The following is a 20878-nucleotide window of genomic DNA, read 5'->3' on the forward strand; positions in this document are numbered from 1 at the left end:
ATGGTGGGTGTAGCTCAGTTGGTAGAGCGCCTGGTTGTGGTCCAGGAGGTCGCGGGTTCAAAACCCGTCACTCACCCCAAAGAGAGCGAGGTCGAGAATGCTTGCATTCTCGGGCCGAGCGAACAAGGGTTGAGGCGCGCAGCGCCGAGCATCCGTAGAGAAGGCCCGAAAACGTTCCGGCGTTTCGGGCCTTCGCCATGCACGGGCGGGTTGCGGTCGCAGATCGAAGGGCGCGCTCAGGCGAGTGCGGGGATCCGTTGCGCTTCGGCGTCCCAGCCCAGCACGAGGGCGGCGAGGCCGACCAGATCGTGCAGCGTGTCCACCTGGTCGCTGCTGATCGAGCGCACGATCGAATCGGCTACGCACAGCGTGCCGACCACGGATCCCTGGGCCGAGCGGATGGGCACGCCCGCGTAGAAGCGCAGCCCCGCCTCTCCTGTCACGAGTTCGTGGTTCCTCAAGCGCTCGTCGGCCGCGGCGTCTTCGACGAGTAGCGGGCCGGCTATGGATGGCTCCGCCGAGCAGACCTGCTCCCACCTGCTCGCGTTCTCCCGGCTCACACCTCGGTGCGAGAGGAATCGCACGGACTCGTCGACTGTCACGCTGAGCACCGACACCCTCGCCCCGAACGTGCGGGCCGCGATGCTCGTGATGCGATCGAAAGCGTGCTCGAGCGACAGTTCGGGAATGGTGTCCACCGGCTTCGCCCTGTGCCTGCTGCTCTCCCCCAGCTGCAGTTGCCTCATCGACTCCACGAGCTCGCGGCCAACCGGCCGCTCCTGTGGCTCACGTGCCGTCATGGCACGGAGGAGCACGCGCCATTCCTCGGGCAGATCGTCAGGAATCGGCGGGTCGGAGGTCAGTCGTGCCAGAGCCGACTGCACGGGCGTGCCGGGGAACGTGAGCGTACGGGTGTGGCACTCCAGCAACACGAGGCCGAGCGCATAGACATCGCTCGCTGCCGTCAGTGTGTCGCCTCGTGCCTGCTCGGGGCTCAGATAGGCGGCGGTGCCCGTCGTGACGCCTTCCATCGTGGCGCGCTCGGCGCCCGTTGCCAACGCGATGCCGAAGTCGGTGAGGCGCGCGCGCAGGTGACCGCTGTCATCCGTCACGACGAGCACGTTGCCCGGCGTGAGGTCGCGGTGGATGACCCCGCGAGCGTGCACGTACTCGAGCGCCTCTGCCAGGTCTGCGCCGATTTCGGCGATGTGCCGCAGGGACGGCTGCGCGGTCTCGAGATGGCGGCGGAGGTCGGTGCCCTCCACGCGTTCCAGCACGAGGTAGCGGTGCGGAACGCCCTGTGGGTCCGGTGCTATCCCTGCGTCGATGAGCGTGACGATCGCATGATGGCTCAGCCCGGCGAGCACGTCGATCTCCGCTTCCTGGCGGGCGGAGTCGTCCCCCGAGATAGCGTGCTTGAAGACCTTCACGGCCACCTCGCGGCCGAGGTGTTCGTCGATCGCCGAGTAGACGACCGACATTCCGCCCTCGCCGAGGGTTCCCATGATCGTGTACCGCGAAGGAGGCCTGCCACGCGTGGCTCCGGGCACCGCGTCGAGGCCACCGTCGGTCGATGGATCCGTGATCGCCGACATTTTGGCCGCGCCGGTGCGGAGATCCCCTGTTCCTCGAGGATCGGCGAAGGTCATCCGGTCCGCCGTGTGGCGTCCGTCGGTGTGTCGCGGCGGGCTGGGCTCTCGCGCAGGCGCACCGGCCGACACCGCAACGCCGGAAGGCGCCGCGGATTGCGGGTCGATCATCAGGTCCTCGAGTCGGGCTGGTCCGAGGGCGAGTCGGACACGGTCAGTCGGAGTCGTTGGGGAAGGGACGGTCGGGGCGGTGCAACCGGTCAGGCAAGCGTACCCCGTTCGGGGCACGAGTTCCTGAGCAGAAGCCGGACGGTTGCCACGGCTGAGTGCGCCATGGTATGCGCCGTGGTTCGCCGCCGAGCACGGATGCGTGGCGTTGCCGTGCGACGCTGGCATCGTGATGAACATGGATGCGGATGCCTTCGAGCGTCTGGTCGTCGACGAACTCGACGCGCTCCCCGACGACATGGTCGACGGTCTCGAGAACGTGGCGTTCGTCGTCGAAGACCGGCCTGCCGACGGGTCGCTCGACCTCCTGGGCGAGTACGACGGCGTCTCGCTCACCGAACGCGACAGGTACGGATTCGGCGAGCTGCCTGACCGCATCGTGGTCTACCGGGAACCGCTCCTGAATATCTGTTCCGACGAAGGCGGCCTACGCGACGAGGTGCACATCACCCTCGTTCACGAGATCGCGCACTACTACGGCATCGACGATGCGCAACTGCACGAACTCGGCTGGGCGTGACCTCCTGCGGCTTAGCCCACCGTCAGACCGGCTCTGCGAGCCCCTCTCACAGAGCGGGGTCGTCCTCCGGGTCGCTCTGGTAGGGGTCGCTGTCGGGCGCATCGAACGCGTAGCGCACGTGTAATTGCCCGTGAACTTCGCGGCTCTCGAGAGCCTTGTATTCGAACTGGGACTCGATTCCGTCGATCGCGGCATACGCGCTCACCGTCTCGTCGTACCGGCCGCCCACGAGGTAGCGGCGGTCCGCGGTACCGGCAAGCGGCCCGTCGACGTACTCGACGATGTACTCAGTAGGCGTATCGCTCATCCCCCAACGTTACCGCGAGCCCGTCCCCGCATCGCAGCCGCCTGCTCTGTCATGCGGTCGTGTCCACGATGATGTCGGCCAGCTCTTCAGGAGTCTCTTGCGCGATGAATCGCTCCCACTGACGTTGCCAGCCATCCCAGTGCGCGTCGAACGTGCCGCCGTCACGAGCGAGGGCTCTGACCTTTCGCACGTCGTCGGATGCCGTGAGCCACACCCGCAGGTCGGCCAGCGGCGCGCTCTGCCGAGTGAGGCATCCGCATCCCTCGATGATGAGCGGATGGCCGCCGACGACCCGATTCCAGCCGGCCGGGCGCGAACTCGTCCAGTCCCAACGCTGCCAACTACCCGATCCAGAGGATCTCAGCGGGGCGAGCAGGTTCTCGTACACGTGGCTGGATGCCCGCAGGAGTCCCTCCCAGCCCGGATACACGTCATCCATTCGCACGATGTTCGGAGCGCCGCCGGGCCACGCTGCGACGAGCCCATCGGCGAACGTGGACTTTCCGGCCCCACTCGGGCCGTCGATGAGCACGACGGGAGACCTCGAGCTCCGCATGGCACGCCTGAGTACCTCCATGACCGATGCCGCGGTGGCCGCGCCGTCAGGCGATGACAAAGCGCCAGCTTCCAGCAGCGATCGACACCCCGACCGCGAGCGCCGCGACCAGCACGCCTAAGGCCAGCACAACCCAGTCGCGCGAGCGGAAACGGGAGGGTCTCGCCCAGGTGCGCGTCGTGGTTCCGCCAAATCCGCGTGCCTCCATGGCAGTGGCCAGCGAACTGGCTCGCCTGATGGAGAGCACGAACAGAGTGAAAGCCTGGCCAAGGGCACGCCGAGCGGCGCCGCGACCGGCTATCCCACGCGCACGCCTGGCATAGCCGAGCGCAGACCAGTCTTCGGCGAAGAGGCCGAGCAACCGGAATGCCGCGAGGGCGCCGAGCACGAACCGGGCGGGCAGTCGGAGCACCTGGGCAAGGCTGTCGGCAAGGTCGGTGGGATCCACGGTGAGGAACAGCAGCACCGCGGGGATGCCTACCGCCAGGATGCGCAGTGCGGTCGCGAGGGCGAGCGACGCCGATCCGTCGCTGACCTCGATCAGCCACCACCGCGCGTACACATGGCCCGACGACTGTCCGTAGAGCAACGTGGTGACGCCTGCCAGTGCCGCCGTGACGAGGATCGGGGAGATGCGCAGCATGGTGGCTCGCGCCGGGAATCGCATGGGCGCCAAGATGGCGCATTCCGCGACCAGTGCCACGGCGGCCGAGACCCAGTCGATGCTCGCCAACAGCGCGACAGCGACGATGAAGGCCGCGCCCAGCTTCGCGGCCGGGTTGACGCCCGACAGGCGGGTTGCGCGAAGTGGTTCGGCGAATGTCATGCTGCGTCCACCAGCTGCGTGGCCAGTTCGTGACGATCGGCAGCGAGCGCCCGGATCAGCTCCGCATCGTGCGTCGCGAACACGAGCGCGCTTCCCCCGTCCCTGACCGCTGCGAGCAGGGCGACGAGTTCGCGCCACGTTGCGGCATCCTGTCCGAACGTCGGCTCGTCGAGCACAAGCACCCGGGGGGCGGTGACGATGGCCGTGGCGACGGAAAGACGCCGCTTCTGCCCACCGGAGAGCGTGAACGGGTTCGCTGCGGCAAGTGCATCCAACCGGAGCCTTTCCATCACGTCATCGATGCTCGCCTCGACCGCCGGCCCACGCATGCCGGCAGCTCTCGGCCCGATGGCGAGTTCTTCACGCACGGTGGGCGCAAGGAACTGGTGCTCCGGATTCTGGAATACCGAGCCGATGCGGGTGACGAGTGCCGACGACCGCCATGCGATAGGTGCCGGGCCCAACCCGGCGCGCAACTCGTCTGAGGCGACGACGCTTCCCGCCGAGGGTGGAACCAGCCCGCCGAGGGTCAGCGCGAGGGTGCTCTTGCCCGATCCGTTCGCCCCGGTGAGCGCAAGCGACGCACCCGCTCTCAGGGCCAACTCGCCGATCGGGATGCCTGCGCCTCGTCGCCGGGCGACCACGAGATCCCGCGCGGTCAGCATCTCAGAACCAGGATCGCCCGGCGTGTGCGCGGCCGCAGGCTGGGCATCCGGCAGCCACACTCCGGCCTCGGCCAGTTGTTCCCGCTTCTGCTCGAACACCTGCGCCGGAACACCGTCGGCGAGGACACCGCCGGCTCCGTCGAGCACAACCACCCGGTCGACGACGTCGATCCACACGTCGACCCGGTGCTCCACCACGAGGAGCGTCGCCCCTGTGCGCTCCAGGACGGCCGCGACCGCGTCACGCACCTCGGTCACGCCCTCCGGATCGAGATTCGCGGTCGGTTCGTCGAGCAGCAGGATCCCGGGCTGCATGGCAAGGAGGCCCGCCAGTGCAAGGCGCTGCTTCTGCCCCCCGCTCAGTGCAGACGTGGGATGACGGATGCCGACATGCAGGCCGACCGCATCAAGCGACTGTTGAACCCTCGGCCAGATGGCTTCCCGCGGCACCGCCAGGTTTTCGCAGGCGAAAGCCACGTCGTCTCCGACTCGCGCGAGCACGGTCTGCGACTCGGGGTCTTGCAGCAAGAGACCCGCACGTCCCCTGTTCGAGGCGGGCTCGGCTCCGTCGATGAAGAGCCGCCCTTCGCTCTCGCCGTCGTCGTCACCGCCGAGCACGCCTGCGATGCCCGCCAGCAACGTGCTCTTGCCCGAGCCGGAAGCGCCGAGCAGCAGGATGCGCTCCCCCGCGTTCACGTGCAGGTCCAGGCCGCGTACGGCCCAGGCGTTGCGACCCGCGTGCCGCCAACCCCACTGATCGGCGCGCACCGCGGCCGGCCCGCCGGCCGGACCGCGAGGACGCGACGACTTCATACCCTTCCCGTCGCCTCACGGCCGGCGCCGAACCTGCTCAGAGCACCCGTGCGGGCCAGGCCCTTGACGATCGCCCACGAGCCGAGCCCACCGATGACGGCGCCGGAGATCACGGTGGTCACCGCATACAGCACGGCGAACGATGTCTTCGCTCCCGGGTACCACACGAGTAGGTCGAGTACCGACTCGCCCACGCCGGCGCCCGCGCCCGCCAGCAGCGCCACCAGCCAATTCCATCTGGCGTACAGCACGATCAGGAACACCAGTTCGGCGCCGGCGCCCTGCACCACCCCGGAGAGCAGGGTGAGCGGCCCCCACTGCGTTCCGATCAGCGCTGAGACGCTCGCAGCGACGATCTCGGTGAACAGCGCAGCCCCCGGCTTGCGCACGACGAGGCCGCCGAGCACGCCAGCGAACAGCCACGGACCGTTGATGATGCCCTGAAGTCCGGGGAGAGCCGCGGTGATCGGCGCTCCGACCGGGTTGGATGCCTGGTCCCATACCCAGAAGACGAGTCCCGCTACGACGGCGATGACTGCTGCGACGACGATGTCGACGACCCGCCAGCGGGCGACGCGGCGAGCGGTGCCGGTTGCTGTGATGGTTGCGTGCACGATTCGTGCCCTTTCGTTCCATGAAACGTGGGCACGGGTGGAGCTCCGCACGGTGCGGAGCCTCCCAGAGACGGCCTCCCTGCGCTGGCATGATCCAGATCAGGTTCGACGGTCGAAGGTTTGAGAACCTTCCTCTCAGCCCGGCTCACCGGACTCCCGTGTTCGACGACGATTATAGCCAGCGGCGTGCACTCCATCGATGAAAGGTGCGCAGCAGGATGAAGCCGCATCCGCGTAGTCTGGCCTTCTGCCTGCAGGGAGCTTCTCCGTCGGGCCGGCGCAGCGAGGAGGCGACTGATGGTCATCATGTGGGTTCTGCTCGTCGTCGCCCTGGCATTCGTCGTGATGCTGCGACTGCTCGTGATGCGTCAACGCAAGTTCGAGCGCATCCTCGCCGAACGCAGGGCGGAGGCGGCCAAGCTGACCGCGGCCCGCGCGGCGCGCGAGTCGGCCGCCCGCAGAGCACGCGAACTCGACGCTGCCGACGACATCGAAGCCGGCTGAGCCGGCTTCAGAGCCAGCGGCGGCGCCTGCGCAGGGACTTGAAGATCAGCCCGAGTCCACGCGTCGTCACCCACACGAACGGGATGGCCACCGCGAGCAGCGCTATCGGATTCGGTTCGAACCGCACTCCGCTCTCGTCCCTGATGTGAACGCCGATGGGGATGCTCGCGCCTCCGCCTCCCCCACCCCCGCCGAGCCGGGTGTCGTCCGGCGCCTCGCCGGCGCCGAACCCGAACCACGCGAGCGCGACGGGAATCACCGTGACTCCGTCTAGCGTCACGGGCTCGCCATATGCAGTGCGAACGCCGGCGGTCGATTTCACGGATTCGGCGAGTTTCAGTACGAGGTCAGCCATGGCCCAACGCTAGCGGCGGGGATGCCCGCCCGAGAAGGTGTCGAGACAACTCACACGTTGCGCCTCCCACGTCAGGCCATAATCGACGGGTGCCGAATCCCCGACGCCGTTCCCGAGGCGGCGGTCTGGCGGTCGGAGTGCTCGGTGTGCTGACAACCGCCGTTCTGATCTGGCACTCGGCCATTCCGGACGTCGGAGGCTACGTCTCTCTACTCGAGACCTTCCTCCCCTGGCTGTGGGTTGCGATCGCAATGCTCGTCCTCGCGGCTCTGATCGTGCGCCGATCCGCCTTCGCGTGGCTCGGTGCCATCGCCGCGGCGGCGGCATGGCTCGTGATCTTCGTTCCCGCGTTGCTGCCTCACCCAAGCACGGGACAGACCTCGCTGCGTGTCGTGAGCGAGAACATCGACGCCGACAATCGCAGCCCCGCAACCACGATCGAAACCCTCATGCAGCGCGGCGCCGACCTGGTCGCACTTCAGGAGCTCGACGCCGACTCTCGACCGATCGCGGAACGGGTGCTCGCAAGCGAATACCCGCACAGCTACGTGGTCGGCACGATCGGGTTGTGGAGCAAGACGCCGCTCAGCGCGGCAAAGCCCTTGGATCTCGGCCTCGGCTGGAACCGTGCTCTGAGCATCCAGGTGTCCACGCAGCAGGGACCTGTGCGCGTTTTCGAAGTGCACATGGCATCCGTGCGTCCCGGCGAGTACGAGCAACGGGACGGCATGCTCACGTCATTGGCCACCCAGCTGAAGCAGGCGACCGATCAGCGGGTGATCGTGGTGGGAGACTTCAACTCGGCGTCCTCCGACAGGGAGTTCCGTCAGCTGGAGAGCACCGTGGAGGAATCCCCTACCTCGACCTTCGGTTTCGGGTACACATGGCCGGCGTCGTTTCCGTTCGCGCGCGTCGACCACGTGCTCACGAGAGGATTCTCGACGGTGTCCAGCACGGTGTTGCCGGCCAACGGCAGCGACCACCTCGCGCTCGACATTGGCCTGCGCTGAGACTCAGCCTTCCTGGTCGTCGCGTTCTCGCAGCACGCGTGCGTTCCCCGTGTCTCCGACGCGCCGCGGTTGAGTGCCGACGAGCGCCGCAGAGGTGACAGCGCCTGCACCGAATCTGGCTGCGACCCGATCGATCGCGCTCTCGGCGTCGCGCCACTCCTCGTCCGGATCCCAGAGCACCGTCGGAGCGCTGCCGTCGGCGATGAGCTGTTCGCAGCGCACGCCCAGCAGACGGATGGCGTCGCCAGGACGCAGCGTCGCATCCAAGAGTGCTACCGCCTCCTCGAACACGCGGCGCCCGACATTCGACGGATCGCCGAGGGTTCGCGAGCGGGAGACGGTACGGAAGTCGGCGTACCTCAGCTTCAGGGAGACGGTGCGTGCCGCGAGCGCGTGCGAACGCAGCCTTGCCGCTACCTGGGTGGAGAGCCTGAGCAGTTCCCGGCGCAGCACCTCGGCGTCGGTGACGTCGTGTTCGAACGTCTGCTCGTGGCCGATGCTCTTCTCGTACGACTCCGGCTCGACGGCACGAACATCGATGCCGTTCGCCAGCTGATGCAGCTTTGTCCCCGCCGCGTCTCCCACCCACCCCCGCAGCACGTCGATGGGCGTCGCAGCGACATCGCCCACGGTTCGCAAGCCGTAGCGGTGCAGCGTCTCCTGCGTCGACGGCCCGACCCCCCACAGGGCCCCGATCGGCAGCGGATGCAGGAACGCAATCGTCTCTGCGACCGGGACCACGAGCATTCCGTCCGGCTTCGCACGCGTTGAAGCGAGCTTCGCCATGAACTTCGTTCCCGCCACACCGACCGAGCAGGTCAGCCCGGTCTCCTGGTAGACGCGTCTGCGGATGTTTGCGCCGATGGTCGAGGGAGCACCGAGCAGTCGCACCGCACCCGCCACGTCAAGGAAGGCCTCGTCGATGCTCACCTGCTCGACCAGGGGCGTGACGTCGCCGAAGATGCGCAGAACCTGCTGCGAGTAGTGCGTGTACTTCTCGAAATGCGGCTCGAGGACGACCGCGTCCGGACACAGGCGAAGCGCCTGACTCACCGGCATGGCACTGCGCACACCCATGCGACGAGCCTCGTACGTGGCGCTGGAGACCACGGAACGACCGGATGCGTGACCCACGATGGCGGGACGGCCGCGCAGCTCGGGACGATCGAGCAGCTCGACCGAGGCGTAGAAGGCATCCATGTCGACGTGCAGCTTCGTGGCGCCTACGTCGTCGACGGGTCCGACGGTGACCTGCCGTTCCCTTCCGTCGCCACGTCCCACGCAGCAAGTGTCGCACCGGGGACCGACAACGGGAGCGGCCGTGCCGGACGCCCCGACGATCTCGTGACACTGCCGATAACGTGGATGCCATGCATTTCAGGTACCTGGGCAACAGCGGACTCAAGATCTCCGAGATCATCTACGGCAACTGGCTCACCCACGGCTCGCAGGTGGAGAACGAGACGGCGACGGCATCCGTTCGCGCCGCGCTCGATGCTGGGATCACCACGTTCGACACGGCGGATGCCTACGCGAACACGGCTGCGGAGACCGTGCTCGGCGAAGCGTTGAAGGATCAGCGCCGCCAGTCGCTGGAGATCTTCACGAAGGTGTACTGGCCGACCGGACCTGGTGGTCACAACGACACCGGGCTCAGCCGCAAGCACATCATGGAGTCGATCGAAGGCTCGCTCACCCGTCTGGGCACGGACTATGTCGACCTGTACCAGGCGCACCGCTACGACTACGAGACGCCGCTTGAAGAGACCATGCAGGCGTTCGCCGATCTCGTTCGTGCCGGCAAGGTGCTGTACGTGGGCGTCAGCGAGTGGACGGCCGACCAGTTGCGCGCTGGGCATGCACTCGCGAAGGAGCTCGGTTTCCAGCTCATCTCCAACCAGCCGCAGTATTCGATGCTGTGGCGAGTGATCGAGGCCGAGGTCGTTCCCGCCTCGCAAGACCTCGGTATCTCCCAGATCGTCTGGTCCCCCGTCGCCCAGGGTGTGCTGACCGGAAAGTACAAGCCGGGCGCCGAGCTTCCGCCGGGAAGCCGGGCCACCGACGACAAGGGTGGGGCGAGCGCCATCAAGCGCTTCCTGAACGACGACGTGCTCACCGCCGTGCAGCGCCTGCAGCCCATCGCCGACGAGGCCGGACTCACTCTCGCCCAGCTCGCCGTCGCCTGGGTGCTCCAGAACCCCAACGTGGCGGGGGCGATCGTCGGCGCCTCGCGCCCCGAGCAGGTGGAGTCGAACGCGCAAGCGGCGGGCGTGAAGCTCGACTCCGAGGTGCTCGCGCGCATCGACGAGGTCATCCTGCCCGTCGCAGAGACGGACCCTTCGCACACCAAGTCGCCCGAAACGCGCGTCGTCTAGGAGACGCGCGGCAGTCAGACGACGGCTGCGGCAATCACACGAGTGCCGCGACCAACGGCTGGAACCAGCGGCGAAAGGCCGCGTGATCCTCGCGCAGACTCCAGCTGATCACTACCGTGTCGGGTGCGACGACCCAGGCGCCCTTCTCAGCGAGCGGCAGCGCCTCGATGTCGAGCCGGAACGATCCGGCCTGCCTGCGGAGTTCGTGCTCGCGTCCCCGCACGATGTCGACGATGTCGGCCGCGTGCGCTGCACGATGCACCCGATCGTCGGCCACGTACTCCGCGCGGCGTTCCAGTGCCCAGGCGGCGGCATCCTCGAAGCGCTCGATCACCAGGTCTTGCAGCGCCAATTCACGATCGAAGGCGGCGAAATGCGGCGGGACGAAAGCTGTACGCCAGGATGCCATCGCGTTGGCTCGCACCACGGCACGCCGCCACCACTGCTCCCACTCCTCCGCCAGTTGCGCGGACGACTCTCCCCGCGACGCATCCCATGCCGCTGACGCCGTCGACGGGGCGCTCGCGAGGATCCGGCCCGACACCGGCTGCCGCTGTACTGCAGGGACAACACTCGGCAGCACCGGATCGCCTACATGTTGCAGCCCTGCAATATCTCTCAAGCACAGACCGATCAGCAGGTCGAACGGGCAGTCTTCCGTGACCCGCCATCGAAGTGTGCCCTCGACGAGCATGCTGCAAGCCTAATTTCAGCTCCCCGATCCGGCGCACGAATTCCGGGCGATCACGCTTCGGGTTCGCCTGCGGCGTCTGGGAGGCTCGAGCGGTCGACATACAGCCACGCCGTCTCGCCGCTGGACAGCGCGACGGCCACGCGCGCGTAGTCATCCACTTCGTACTCGTCGGCCGCGGTGAGATCGTCGTCGCTCAGCTCCAGCACCACGCCCTCCACCACGTCGGCTGGGTCTCCGGTCGCGCGCGCGAAGGGGTGCTCGGCGCTTCCACTCACCTGGACGACGTGCTCGTCGGCGATCGCGACCGTGTCGAGCACGTAACCGGGAAGCGTTGCCGCTCGCATGGGCATCCGTCTACCGAACGTCGCCTCCTGCACGGCCGGCAACTGCAGAGTTCCGTAGGAGAACAAGAGGTGCACGCGTCGTCAGCCTTCCTGGTCGTCCCGGCCACCAGAGTCCGGCCGAGCAGCCGGATCGCTGTCGTCGCTCTGATCGCCCGCCTCCTCGGCAGCCGGTGCCGTGATCAGCAGGTATTCGGGGATGTTGGCGTGCGAGACCGGCCCGGTCCCGTCCGCCCGGTACTGGGGCTCGTCGAACGCAACGGTCCACATGCGGCCGGAGAGCGCCTCCACCTCGAACGCGCCGTGCGCCAGCGTCGACGCGCTCGCGACGATGACGCCCGTCGGGTCGCCGACCCAGCCCTTCGAGCCCTGCCGCTCATCGTCGACGACGTGCACCTGCACGCCGACGCCGAAGGATTCCTCGGTCCGTGCCGGCTCGCTCTTCTGACGTCGCCACCACACGAAGGCCATTGTCCCATCACTACGCGTCCACGCCCGGCCGCCAGGGCGAGCATGATGGAACACATGACACGCGTGGCGATCATCGGTGCACATGGCAAGGTCGCACAGCAGCTCATGCGGGTGCTGTACGACGACGGGGACGATTTCATCGGAATCGTGCGGAACGAGGATCATGCCGACGACATCTATCGCTTCGGCGGCGAAGGCGTTCTGCTCGACATCGAAAGGTCCGACTCGGATGCCATCGCGCACGCCATCGAAGGAGCGGACGCTGTGGTCTTCGCCGCCGGCGCTGGGCCTGGGTCGGGCGCCGAGCGGAAGAGGACCGTGGACTTCGAGGGCTCGGTGAAGTCGCAGCGCGCGGCCCAGACGGCAGGCATCCGGAGGTTCGTGCAGGTCTCCGCGATCGGAGTCGATGATCCGGTCGAGACTGGAGACGACACCTGGCGTGCCTACGTCGCAGCCAAGCGGGACGCGGATGCCGAGCTGCGGAGCAGCTCGCTCGACTGGACCATCGTGCGCCCGGGCGGCCTCACTCTCGACGACGGCACGGGGCTGGTGGAGATAGCCCATCGGGTGCAGCGGGGGCCGGTCCCGCGTGAAGACGTTGCTCGGGTGATCGCCGAAGCGCTGCGCAACCCTGGCACGATCCACACCCAGTTCGAAGTCGTCGCAGGCTCCACACCGGTGCCCGAGGCCGTCGCGAGCATCGCCTCGACGAGGAACGGCTGAACACGATGTCGGACGCAGGAATGAACGAACGCGACCCCAGGTTCTGGAATACACACGACGATGCCGACACGGGCAAGAAGGGTCACCACCACATGTCATTTGCCGACTGGCTCAACGTGCAGCAGCAGGCGCACCTCTCGTTCGGGGAGCGGCTCTCGCTTGTGACGGACTGGCACGCGCCCACCCCAGACGTCGAGTGGGATGTCACGGCGCTTGTGATGCACGTGATCGAGGAGCAGCAGTGGGTGCCGCTCCTCTTGGCCGGTCGCACCGTCGGGGAGGCCCGGTCGCGTCTGGAACCCATCGGAGACGACCTCGTCTCGGAGTGGCAGCGATACTCGCGGGCGGCGACGAATGCGTGGGCGTCCGTCGACCCGGATGCGATGGTGAACCTCTCGTACGACACGGTGCGGGCCAGCGCATATCTGCGGGAACAGGCATCCGACGTCATCGTGCACACGTGGGATCTGGCAAGGGCGGTTGGTGCCGACGAGGAACTCGGCGAGGCGCTCGTCGAGGCCGCCTGGACGGTCTTCGAGCCGCAGAAGGACACGCTGGAGGCAAGTGGCCTGTTCGCCTCTCCCGTGCCGATCGACGAGAACGCGTCGCTTCAGTCCCGGCTGCTCGCGCTCACCGGGAGAGACGACAGAATCGCCGCCTGACGCACCCGCCGACACGGCGGCGGTCGTCAATAGGCTGCAATCATGACTGATCCACGCGAGCGACCCTGGCTGTCGAGCTACGCGGAGGGGGTTCCCGCAGAGATCGATCCGGTCGAGGGATCGCTGCCGCATCTCATCGAGGACTCGGTCGCGGCCTACGCCGACCACGTCGCCCTGGAGTTCTTCGGCGTCACGACCACGTACCGACATCTCGGTGAGGCGATCGATCGCGTGGCAGGCGGTCTCGCCCTGCTCGGAGTCGCGGCCGGGGACCGTGTGGCGCTCGTGCTGCCGAACTGCCCGCAGCACGTCGTCGCCTTCTACGCCGTGTTACGCCTCGGGGCCGTCGTCGTCGAGCACAACCCGCTGTACACGCCTCGCGAGATGCGTCACCAGTTCGAGGATCACGGCGCAACCGTGGCGATCGCGTGGACCAACGTCGTCGGCACCCTGCAAGGCATGCCGGACGACATCGGGCTGAAGCACATCGTGGCCGTCGACATCGTCGAGGCCATGCCTGCCAGGATGCGCTTGGCGCTTCGCCTGCCCGTCAAGAAGGCCAGGGAGTCGCGCGAGCGGCTCACGACCAGGGTCACGGGCGTGACCAGTTGGAGGTCGCTATCGAAGGCCGATCCGGTATCGGCAACGGTTCCGCGTCCGCAGGTCGACGATCTCGCCATCATCCAGTACACGAGCGGCACGACCGGCACACCTAAGGGCGTCATGCTCACCCACGGCAACCTGGTGGCCAACGCCGCGCAGGCTCGCGCGTGGGTCCCCGGCGTGCCGCGCGGAACATCCGTCGTCTACGCGGTGCTGCCGCTGTTCCACGCCTACGGGCTAACGCTGTGCCTGACGTTCGCGATGAGCATGGGCGCACGGCTGGTGCTGTTCCCCTCGTTCGATCCCGACATGGTGTTGCAGGTCGTGCGCAAGAGGCCCCCGACGTTCTTGCCGGCCGTGCCACCCATCTACGAGCGACTCGTCGCCGCTGCGAAGACGCGAGGTGTGTCGCTGGCCGGAATCGACATCGCCATCTCGGGCGCGATGAGCCTGCCGTGGAGCATCGTCGAGCTGTGGGAGAAGGAGACCGGCGGCTACCTGGTCGAGGGCTACGGCCTGACCGAGGCGTCCCCCGTGCTCATGGCGAATCCGGTGGGAACGACCCGCAAGGCCGGAACGGTCGGGCTGCCACTGCCGAGCACCGACCTCAGGGTCGTGGACCCCGACGATCCAGCGCGGGTGCTCCCGATCGGCGAAGCCGGCGAACTCGAAGCCCGCGGGCCACAGGTGTTCGCCGGCTACTGGCGCAAGCCGGAGGAGACGGCCGCCGTGCTGGATGCCGACGGCTGGCTTCGCACCGGAGATGTCGTGACCATGGACGAGCAGGGATTCGTGCGCATCATCGACCGCATCAAAGAGCTCATCATCACCGGCGGCTTCAACGTCTCCCCCACCGAGGTGGAGGACGAGTTGCGGGCATGCGAGGGCGTGGCGGATGTCTCTGTCGTCGGTCTGCCGCACTCGCGCGGTGGGGAAGACGTGATCGCCGCCGTGATCATGAATCCGGGAGCCACGTTCGACGAGGAAGCCATCCGCGCCTTCGCACGTTCTGCGATGACGCCGTACAAGGTTCCGCGGCGGGTGTTCCAGGTGGACGAGCTGCCGAGGTCGATCGTGGGCAAGGTGCTGCGCAGGCAGGTCGTCGAAGAGTTGACGAAGCGGTCGGCGGAAGACTGAGCGTCGCAACGGTGACTGCTCGTCGTCTGGGCGCGATCCCGCTCTGTGGTGCCGCGGCGGGCTGGCGCGGCCTACGGCGAGTCCGGCGAGCACGGGCATCCGTGCGTGTCAGCATCGAGCCGTGAAGATCGCATTGACTCCCGACGGTCGCAACCGCTCGCGACTGCGGCTCATCGCGATGCTCGTCATCGGGGTTCTCGTGGGGGTTGCGATCGGCATCACGGGATCGTGGTGGTACGCGGCGGTCGGCGGGTGGGCGGCTGCCTGCGCCGTCTACATCGCCTGGGTGTGGTTCGTGGTCGGCCGGTTCGACGGCGCGAGCACCCGTCTGCACGCCACGAGGGAGGACCCCGGACGCACGACCATCGAGGTGCTCATCGTGTTCATCACGGTGGCGAGCCTCGGTGCCGTGGCCATCCTGCTGCTGCACACAAGTCATGCCCACGGGGCAGCACAGGGCGTCGGCGCCGCCACGGCCCTGCTCAGCGTCGCGCTGTCGTGGACCCTTTTGCACACCCTGTACACACTCCGCTACGCCCGCATCTACTACCAAGAACCCGTGGGCGGGATCGACTTCAACGACGACGAGGATCCGCGTTACGTCGACTTCGCGTACCTGGCCTTCGACCTCGGCATGACGTTCCAGGTCTCCGACACGAATGTGCGCACGTCGCAGCTGCGAGCGGTCATCCTCAGACACACCCTGTTGTCGTACGTCTTCAGCACGGTGATCCTCGCAACGACGGTCAACCTCGTTGCGGGGCTGGCCTGAGGCAGGACCCGACCAACCCTGCCGTCGCACGTGCACGCATCCTGAATCCTGCGTTCAAGGCGCCCTGACGATGGCCGCAACCGTCGAGGGGACCCAGGTTGTGGCGTCCGCCTCGCTCAGCCGGCCGTTGCGCAGTTCGTCCGCTGCGCCGTGCACCACGAAGAGGTAGCACGAGGTGAGCCAGCTCGCCGACTGATCGGTGCGGAAGACGCCGGATGCCTGCCCGCGCTCGATGACGCCGCGCACGCGGCCGAGAGGGTGCTCCATGTGCTCGCGCACGGCATCCTCACCCAGCTCGTCTCGAGCAGTGCCGAGCAGCGAATGGAGCCCGGCGACTACGCGCCAGGAAGACCGCGTGAGGTGGTCGAGCACCTCGGCAGGGTCACCGTCGAGCGGCAGCGAGCCGAGAGATTCGTGAGAGGCCTGCACGGCGCGTTCGAACAGCGCCTCGACCAGGGCACGACGCGTGTCGAAGTGCGCGTACAGCGTCACCCGCCCGACGCCCGCCGCCTCGGCGATCGTCGCCATCGACGCCCCCTGGTCGGCAGCGAGGCACTCCCACGCGGCCTGCAGGATGCGCTCCCGATTCCGTGCCGAGTCAGACCGCACTGCGCGCTGCCGTGTCACGCCATCGCCGTTTCTCGTTGCACGTCACTCCTTTAATGCTTGTTTTTCCCGTACAGCAGTGTTTAGTTTAACTGATCTACATCGAACACCATTGTACAAGCTAGGAGAAGCCATGTCCCATCATTCCTCAGCCGGGCCGCTGTCCGACCGTGCGTTGCCCGATCCCGGCACGTCCTCGTCGGGTCGCGCCCGCTGGTGGCTGCTCGCCCTTGTCTGCGTGGCGCAACTGATGCTCATCCTCGACGTCACAGTGGTCAACGTGGCGTTGCCAACGATCGACCGCGACCTCGGGCGCGGCGGGGCACTCGGCTGGGTCATCGCCGCGTACTCCGTGACGTTCGGCCTGCTTCTGATCGCCGGAGGCATCCTCGGGGACAGGATCGGGCTGCGCCTCGCCTTCCTGATCGGACTGCTTGTCTTCACCGCGGCATCGCTCGGTGCTTCTGCGGCCACCACCCCGGCATCACTCATCGTCTTCCGCGTCGCCCAGGGCATCGGAGCGGCCGTGCTCTCCCCTGCTGCGCTCGGTCTGGTGCTTGCGACGTTCACGGGCCGAGATCGCACGAAGGCGCTTGCCGTGTGGGCGGGAATAGGAGGTGCCGGCTCCGCGATCGGTGCCGTGCTGGGCGGCGTGCTCACTCAGGCCGGTGGTTGGCGCATGGTGTTCCTCGTCAACGTTCCCGTTGGCGTCATCGTCGGGGTCCTCATGATGATCACCGCATACCGAGCGGTTCCCTCCATGGCGCGGAACGCGGCGCGGGTGACGGTCAGGCGGCCGGCGGCAACGGCGCGCGCACTGAGCACGCGCACCGTGAGCAGCGGCGCGATCACCTTGGTGCTGGCCAGCCTGCTGCTGGTGGGTTCATTCTTCGCCCTGACGATCTCGTTGCAGGACGCCGCAGGACTCGACCCGCTCGCCGCGGGACTCGCGTTCCTTCCGGCAGCGATCGCGGTCGTGATCGGCGCCCAGCTCGGCGCCCATCTTCTCGGCAGGATGCCCGCGCGAACAGTAGGCGGCGCGGCTTTCGTCATCGTCGTGGCCGGCTTCGGCACAGCGTGGCTCGTGCCGCACAGCGTGCCGGCCATGATCGCCGGTGTCGCCGTGGCCGCATTCGGCCTCGGGCCGGCCTTGGTGACGGCCACGGCTACCGCCACCTCGGAGGTGTCGCCTGGCGACTCGGGTGCGGCATCGGGTTTGGTGAACACGGTGCACGAAGTCGGCGGCGGTCTGGGCGTGCTCCTTGCCTCGGTTCCGGCGTTCATGTCCCTGACGGCTTCCGGATCCACGCTGATCTTCGGAGCGGCGGCCGGATGCGCCGTCGTCGCCGGAGCGATCGCCGCGCTGGTGCTGCCGCGCCGGCCCCTGGCCGCATCCGGCGGATTTCACCACTGATCATGAGGCGACCGCACCGCGGGAGCAGTCACGCTCCGAGGGTCTGCAGACGCGCCCTTGCCGCCTTCTCTCCCGCGGTCTGCGGGCCGAGGAGCGCACCGGCGCCGCGGAGCATCACGCCGGTCGTGGACCGCACGGGGAGGGGAACCGGGCCGAGGTGCGGCATCTCGAGGCCGAGCATCCGGCGGAACCGAGGCTCGAGCGATGCCACGGCTCCACCGAACAGCACGGCGTACGACGGCCGCAGCAGTCGACGCACCGGCGCCCGGCGCACGAACCGCACCACCTCGCTCGTGCGGTCGTCGCAGCGCAGCTCGCCGGCATCCGCGTAGGCGTTCAGCGACGACTTCAGCTCCGCCCGTGAACGCGGCGGCCGAGGAACGCCCATCAGTTCGCCGGCGATCGCCCACTGCGCGACGTAGGCGTCCGCGCCGCCGGGTATGGGGCCGCCCCAGTACTCGTGCGCGGTCAGGAATGCGTCGGTGAAGGCGAGATGCACCCAACTTGCGAGTTCCGGGTCGTTGGCGGCGTACCTGCGCGCCCGTCCGTGACCGTCCACGTAGTCGCCGACCACGCGCTCGTGCAGGCGCTTGACCCACTCCGATCCGCCGACGGCTTGTGCCGTGTCGCCGTAGCTCACCGTGAAGATCCACCTGATCGTGCCATTCAGCCTGCCAAGGGGATCGTCGCGGAACCGCGACCAGTCGTAGACACCGGCCAACGCCCCCGGATGCAGTGCCTGCATGAGCAGGGCGCGGATGCCTGCGACGAGCGTGGGCATGCCGCCGTGCACCGCCCATACCGCGGACTCCGGGCCGAAGAAGCCGCCGTCGGTTCCCGACTCGAACTCTCTCACCCAGGCCGGCACGCCCGTCGGCTGGCCGCTCAGCGTCTCCTGCAAGCGGGCGCGAAAGGGTTCAGACAAGCGGGACACGGGTCTATGAGACAAGACGTGCTCAGCGGGACGACAGCTGACGATCGTCGACGTCGCTTGCGCCTCGTGCACCGCGGCGTCGCGCACGAATGGATGCCGCACCACGAGCGATTGCACGCCATCCGATCAGGAAGACCGCGAGGACGACGGCCGCGACGATCACGAACGAGACGGCCACTCCCTGCGAGCTCACCACGCGCAAGAGCATGCCGACCACCAGGGTGGCCGCCCACACAATCACGCCGGTTGGCCAGACGGCCGAGGGACGGCGCCAGGCCAGCGATGCCAGCCAGCCGACGACAAGGCCCACCAGGAACGGCCAGAACGTGACGACTGCTCCGGCGACCACGTTCTCGCCGTGGCTGCCACGTCCGATCAGCACGAAGCCGAGCACGAGCACGACATCGAGCACCGCCGCCAGCCAGATGGGCACGCCTGCCTGCTGTTGGCGATGGTCTGTGGAGGCGGAAGCGCGTGAAGAAGGCACGATTCCGAGTGTAGGCGCGGGTTTACAAGCGCAGGCCGCGCTCAGTCCACGCCGAGGGGTTCGAGCACACCCACAAAGACCAGTTCGCGCACGCGCGGCAGCAGGTCCGCGGCAAGCGCAACAGCATCCACGTCGAGCAGGTCGGCAAGCGCGCCGACGATCACGCCGACCGGTAGGTCGCCATCGCAGGCGCCGACGAACGCCGCAAGCGCGGTGTCCATGGCGATGCGCCTGCCGAAGCCGCCGCCTTGTGCCAGGGCGAGCATGGTGGGGTCGTCGTCACCCGGCCAGAAATGCCGCTCCTCTGTGACATCGGGAGAGGTGGTCAGGGTCGCGAGCCTCAGCTGCTCGTCATCGACGGACTTCAACCACTGCGCGATGCGCAGCCCACGAGCCAGGTGCGGGCCGAGACCACCCTCCGCGCCGCCCATCGATTCGATGCACTCCAGTCGGCGCAGAGTGACTTCGCCCAGTCGGTGCCGACGCAACGTGACGTAGCCGAAGCCCACATAGCGCACGTCGCGGGCGGCGAAGTCGTCGAGCCAGGCATCCGTGAGCCGTTCGAACTCGTCTGTGCCGGCTCGGGTGCCGCCGTCGCGGATCCAGGTCTCGGCGTACTGCGGCGCATCCTGTACTTCGCGTTCGACTATCCACGCATCGAGCGCTTCCTGTTCGTTCGTGTCGCCGAGCCAGGCACGCACCCGGTCGAAGGCTTCGCCTTCACCGTGGTACTCCCAGTTGCCCAGGAACTGCGCGATGCCACCGGGGTTGAGGTGCTCGCGCACCCCTCGGAACACCGCTTCGACGATGGCGTCGCCCGCAAGGCCACCATCGCGGTACTCGTACTCCGGAACGCCTGCGACGCGGGGCGTGATGACGAACGGAGGGTTGGAGACGATCTGATCGAAGCGCTCCCCCGCCACAGGCTCGAACATGCTGCCGAGGCGGAACTCGATGTTTTGCACCTCGTTGAGCACGGCGTTGAACTCGGCGAACAGCAGTGCTCGGCGGGAGATGTCCGTCGCGATCACGCGGTCGGCGTGACGGGACGCGTGCAACGCCTGGATGCCGCATCCGGTTCCCAGGTCGAGCGCTGTGCCCACGTGGTCCCGGATCATGATGGCGCTGAGCGTGTTGGATGCTCCACCGACGCCGAGCACGTGATCCTCCCGCAGCGCGCGCCCGAGCGCGAGTTCGCCGAGGTCGGAGCAGATCCACCATGAACCCGAGGCTTCGCCGTCCGAGAACGAGTACGGCCGCAGATCGACGAGCGGCCGCGCTGCCGAGCGGGTTTCGGATCGCCCTTCGACCGTGATCAGGCCCAGACACTCAGCTCCGGTGACGCCGAGCGACGGGAGCGCCGCGGCCATGGCGTCCTCGGCCACCGGCAGGCCCAATACGAACGCCGTCGCCAGTACGGCAAGCGGCTCGTGTTTCGCGACACCGGGTGCAGCGGCCCGCCTGGCCGCGACGCGTTGCCCTCGAAACAGAGCCGCCGACGCCTCATCGCCCCACAGCTCGTCAAGCGCTCGCACTCCGAAGCCTGCGGCTGACAGGTCGTCGCGGAGTCGCGAGATGAGTCCGGCATCGATGCATACCGGCTGCGAAGAGTCGACGGCGACCGTGACGGAGAGGCTGGCAGCTTCTTCCGGCATCCCGCCATTCAATCACG

24 protein-coding genes, 1 tRNA gene and 1 riboswitch are annotated in these 20878 nt (G+C 67.8%); of the genes, 10 read left to right on the top strand and 15 right to left on the bottom strand.

Translation table 11 applies throughout. The features are described 5' to 3' along the window. Nucleotides 1–3 precede the first annotated feature (3 nt). A tRNA-His gene (locus ACO2Q7_RS02755) sits at nt 4–79 on the top strand. Nucleotides 80–236: 157 nt separating this feature from the next. Here the strand turns inward: ACO2Q7_RS02755 and ACO2Q7_RS02760 are convergent. Next, a complete protein-coding gene (locus ACO2Q7_RS02760; protein WP_423354104.1) occupies nt 237–1649 on the bottom strand; it encodes a protein kinase domain-containing protein in 1413 nt (470 codons plus the stop codon). Between the two features lie 340 nt (nt 1650–1989). Between ACO2Q7_RS02760 and ACO2Q7_RS02765 the strand changes: the two genes are divergently transcribed. Beyond that, on the top strand, nt 1990–2337 hold the full coding sequence (locus ACO2Q7_RS02765; protein ID WP_423355944.1) for a metallopeptidase family protein: 348 nt from the start codon (nt 1990–1992) through the stop codon (nt 2335–2337). 46 nt (nt 2338–2383) lie between these two features. On the opposite strand, the gene ACO2Q7_RS02770 is transcribed toward ACO2Q7_RS02765, so the two are convergent. From ACO2Q7_RS02770 to ACO2Q7_RS02790, 5 genes are read right to left on the bottom strand one after another with little or no spacing between them, the layout of a single operon-like run. After that, the gene (locus ACO2Q7_RS02770) at nt 2384–2644 is read right to left on the bottom strand and encodes a hypothetical protein (RefSeq protein WP_423354105.1); all 261 of its coding nucleotides are present in this window, start codon (nt 2642–2644) and stop codon (nt 2384–2386) included. Between the two features lie 49 nt (nt 2645–2693). Further along, complete coding sequence (locus ACO2Q7_RS02775; RefSeq protein WP_423355945.1) at nt 2694–3221, bottom strand: ATP-binding protein; 528 nt, start codon at nt 3219–3221, stop codon at nt 2694–2696. Nucleotides 3222–3246: 25 nt separating this feature from the next. Beyond that, the gene (locus tag ACO2Q7_RS02780; RefSeq protein ID WP_423354106.1) at nt 3247–4026 is read right to left on the bottom strand and encodes an energy-coupling factor transporter transmembrane component T family protein; all 780 of its coding nucleotides are present in this window, start codon (nt 4024–4026) and stop codon (nt 3247–3249) included. Continuing rightward, a complete protein-coding gene (locus tag ACO2Q7_RS02785) occupies nt 4023–5504 on the bottom strand; it encodes an ABC transporter ATP-binding protein (RefSeq protein WP_423354107.1) in 1482 nt (493 codons plus the stop codon). The genes ACO2Q7_RS02780 and ACO2Q7_RS02785 overlap by 4 nt, the downstream gene beginning before the upstream one ends. After that, a complete protein-coding gene (locus tag ACO2Q7_RS02790) occupies nt 5501–6118 on the bottom strand; it encodes an ECF transporter S component (protein WP_423354108.1) in 618 nt (205 codons plus the stop codon). Before ACO2Q7_RS02790 ends, ACO2Q7_RS02785 begins: the two co-directional genes overlap by 4 nt. Nucleotides 6119–6177: 59 nt before the next feature. After that, nucleotides 6178–6288: riboswitch (TPP riboswitch) on the bottom strand. Nucleotides 6289–6415: 127 nt separating this feature from the next. Here ACO2Q7_RS02790 and ACO2Q7_RS02795 point away from each other — a divergent pair. Further along, nucleotides 6416–6622, top strand: a complete 207-nt coding sequence (locus ACO2Q7_RS02795) for a hypothetical protein (RefSeq protein WP_423354109.1) — start codon at nt 6416–6418, stop codon at nt 6620–6622. 7 nt (nt 6623–6629) lie between these two features. Here the strand turns inward: ACO2Q7_RS02795 and ACO2Q7_RS02800 are convergent, their stop codons facing one another. Further along, nucleotides 6630–6977 (bottom strand): GerW family sporulation protein, encoded by a 348-nt coding sequence (locus tag ACO2Q7_RS02800; RefSeq protein ID WP_423354110.1) that lies wholly within the window; start codon nt 6975–6977, stop codon nt 6630–6632. A gap of 89 nt (nt 6978–7066) precedes the next feature. Here ACO2Q7_RS02800 and ACO2Q7_RS02805 point away from each other — a divergent pair, with 89 nt between their 5' ends. Further along, nucleotides 7067–7987 (top strand): endonuclease/exonuclease/phosphatase family protein, encoded by a 921-nt coding sequence (locus tag ACO2Q7_RS02805; RefSeq protein ID WP_423354111.1) that lies wholly within the window; start codon nt 7067–7069, stop codon nt 7985–7987. A gap of 3 nt (nt 7988–7990) precedes the next feature. Here ACO2Q7_RS02805 and ACO2Q7_RS02810 read toward each other — a convergent pair whose 3' ends face one another. After that, nucleotides 7991–9268 (bottom strand): DNA polymerase IV, encoded by a 1278-nt coding sequence (locus ACO2Q7_RS02810; RefSeq protein ID WP_423354112.1) that lies wholly within the window; start codon nt 9266–9268, stop codon nt 7991–7993. Between the two features lie 89 nt (nt 9269–9357). Here ACO2Q7_RS02810 and ACO2Q7_RS02815 point away from each other — a divergent pair, with 89 nt between their 5' ends. Then, the gene (locus ACO2Q7_RS02815; protein ID WP_423355946.1) at nt 9358–10362 is read left to right on the top strand and encodes an aldo/keto reductase family protein; all 1005 of its coding nucleotides are present in this window, start codon (nt 9358–9360) and stop codon (nt 10360–10362) included. Between the two features lie 34 nt (nt 10363–10396). Here ACO2Q7_RS02815 and ACO2Q7_RS02820 read toward each other — a convergent pair whose 3' ends face one another. From ACO2Q7_RS02820 to ACO2Q7_RS02830, 3 genes are read right to left on the bottom strand one after another with little or no spacing between them, the layout of a single operon-like run. Then, nucleotides 10397–11056: a hypothetical protein gene (locus ACO2Q7_RS02820; RefSeq protein ID WP_423354113.1), complete on the bottom strand. Its 660-nt coding sequence runs from the start codon at nt 11054–11056 to the stop codon at nt 10397–10399. A gap of 50 nt (nt 11057–11106) precedes the next feature. Next, entirely contained in the window at nt 11107–11475 is a 369-nt protein-coding gene (locus ACO2Q7_RS02825) for a gamma-glutamylcyclotransferase family protein (RefSeq protein ID WP_423354114.1), read from the bottom strand. A 6-nt stretch (nt 11476–11481) separates the two neighbouring features. Beyond that, nucleotides 11482–11859 (bottom strand): hypothetical protein, encoded by a 378-nt coding sequence (locus ACO2Q7_RS02830; protein WP_423354115.1) that lies wholly within the window; start codon nt 11857–11859, stop codon nt 11482–11484. 63 nt (nt 11860–11922) lie between these two features. On the opposite strand from ACO2Q7_RS02830, the gene ACO2Q7_RS02835 reads away from it, so the two are divergent. The 4 genes from ACO2Q7_RS02835 (at nt 11923) to ACO2Q7_RS02850 (ending at nt 15765) form a co-directional block, all read left to right on the top strand. Continuing rightward, nucleotides 11923–12591, top strand: a complete 669-nt coding sequence (locus ACO2Q7_RS02835) for an SDR family oxidoreductase (RefSeq protein WP_423354116.1) — start codon at nt 11923–11925, stop codon at nt 12589–12591. Nucleotides 12592–12596: 5 nt separating this feature from the next. Beyond that, nucleotides 12597–13253 (top strand): TIGR03086 family metal-binding protein, encoded by a 657-nt coding sequence (locus ACO2Q7_RS02840; RefSeq protein WP_423354117.1) that lies wholly within the window; start codon nt 12597–12599, stop codon nt 13251–13253. A gap of 42 nt (nt 13254–13295) precedes the next feature. Further along, entirely contained in the window at nt 13296–14993 is a 1698-nt protein-coding gene (locus ACO2Q7_RS02845) for a long-chain-fatty-acid--CoA ligase (protein ID WP_423354118.1), read from the top strand. 121 nt (nt 14994–15114) lie between these two features. Beyond that, nucleotides 15115–15765 (top strand): DUF1345 domain-containing protein, encoded by a 651-nt coding sequence (locus ACO2Q7_RS02850; protein WP_423354119.1) that lies wholly within the window; start codon nt 15115–15117, stop codon nt 15763–15765. A gap of 54 nt (nt 15766–15819) precedes the next feature. Here the strand turns inward: ACO2Q7_RS02850 and ACO2Q7_RS02855 are convergent, their stop codons facing one another. Beyond that, nucleotides 15820–16392, bottom strand: coding sequence for a TetR/AcrR family transcriptional regulator (locus tag ACO2Q7_RS02855; protein WP_423354120.1), 573 nt, complete (start codon nt 16390–16392; stop codon nt 15820–15822). Nucleotides 16393–16504: 112 nt separating this feature from the next. Between ACO2Q7_RS02855 and ACO2Q7_RS02860 the strand changes: the two genes are divergently transcribed. Next, nucleotides 16505–17785 (top strand): MFS transporter, encoded by a 1281-nt coding sequence (locus ACO2Q7_RS02860; protein WP_423354121.1) that lies wholly within the window; start codon nt 16505–16507, stop codon nt 17783–17785. A 28-nt stretch (nt 17786–17813) separates the two neighbouring features. Here ACO2Q7_RS02860 and ACO2Q7_RS02865 read toward each other — a convergent pair whose 3' ends face one another. From ACO2Q7_RS02865 to ACO2Q7_RS02875, 3 genes are read right to left on the bottom strand one after another with little or no spacing between them, the layout of a single operon-like run. After that, nucleotides 17814–18719, bottom strand: coding sequence for an oxygenase MpaB family protein (locus ACO2Q7_RS02865; RefSeq protein ID WP_423354122.1), 906 nt, complete (start codon nt 18717–18719; stop codon nt 17814–17816). A gap of 22 nt (nt 18720–18741) precedes the next feature. Then, on the bottom strand, nt 18742–19206 hold the full coding sequence (locus tag ACO2Q7_RS02870) for a DUF3054 domain-containing protein (protein WP_423354123.1): 465 nt from the start codon (nt 19204–19206) through the stop codon (nt 18742–18744). A 41-nt stretch (nt 19207–19247) separates the two neighbouring features. Next, on the bottom strand, nt 19248–20861 hold the full coding sequence (locus ACO2Q7_RS02875) for a DUF7059 domain-containing protein (protein WP_423354124.1): 1614 nt from the start codon (nt 20859–20861) through the stop codon (nt 19248–19250). Nucleotides 20862–20878: the final 17 nt, after the last annotated feature.

It is taken from the genome of Rathayibacter sp. KR2-224, from assembly GCF_049446075.1.
In the GTDB taxonomy this organism is placed as follows: Bacteria; Actinomycetota; Actinomycetes; order Actinomycetales; family Microbacteriaceae; genus Humibacter.